1 protein-coding gene and 1 pseudogene are annotated in these 674 nt (G+C 48.4%); both read right to left on the reverse strand.

Annotation, left to right across the window (positions count from 1 at the left end):
* Positions 1-362: HI_0552 family protein (locus ACTHUM_RS16980; RefSeq protein WP_440403553.1), on the reverse strand; the 362-nt coding region annotated here is incomplete at its 3' end.
* A 33-nt stretch (positions 363-395) separates the two neighbouring features.
* Positions 396-674, reverse strand: a pseudogene (locus ACTHUM_RS16985) (hemerythrin domain-containing protein); the annotation flags it as partial.

The following is a 674-nucleotide window of genomic DNA, read 5'->3' on the forward strand; positions in this document are numbered from 1 at the left end:
TAATCAGGCAGCGCAATGGGGGAAACATCGGCTTTATAGCAGTGCCAATCCAAGCTGACGCTCAAACGGCGGCGGTTGAGCAAAATCGATAAAATTGCTGCGGAATTTTTATATTGTTCGTATTTGAAATAGGCAAAGAAATGGGCGCGGACCTGCCAGCCGTTACACCAGCGTTCGATATGCGGCGGCGCAAACGGCGCACCCAATTCGGCGGCAACCTGCTGGATCAGCTGCTGCCATACCTGCCAGTTTTCTTTATAGTCTGCCTTGATTTGCGGAATACTTTCAGGCTGGTATTTTTTAAGCTGGGAAAATTGGAAAAAGGGAATATTGAACAAATCGCAACTTTTTGGGGTCAGCATAATATATCCTTGAGACGATTGTTTCAGACGGCCTTATTTGCGGCGGCGTGCAGCCATAATTTCGCCGATTTCGGTCAGTTTTTCTTTGGGGATAAAGGTTTTGCCCATATCAAACAGCGGCTCTTCAATCGCCAGATGGACATCATATCCTGCGACAAAGCGTTTGAACGCTTCCGCATCGGGGACATAGGCGTTGTCTACTTCGAGTTTGGTAAATTCGGCGGATACTGCCGCCCAGTTGTTGTGCAGGCTGATATGTTGGCGCAAAAGCTCGTCAACGCTTTCTTGAGCTTGCGGCGCATATTGCAATAG

Source organism: Neisseria sp. P0021.S006 (assembly GCF_051956895.1).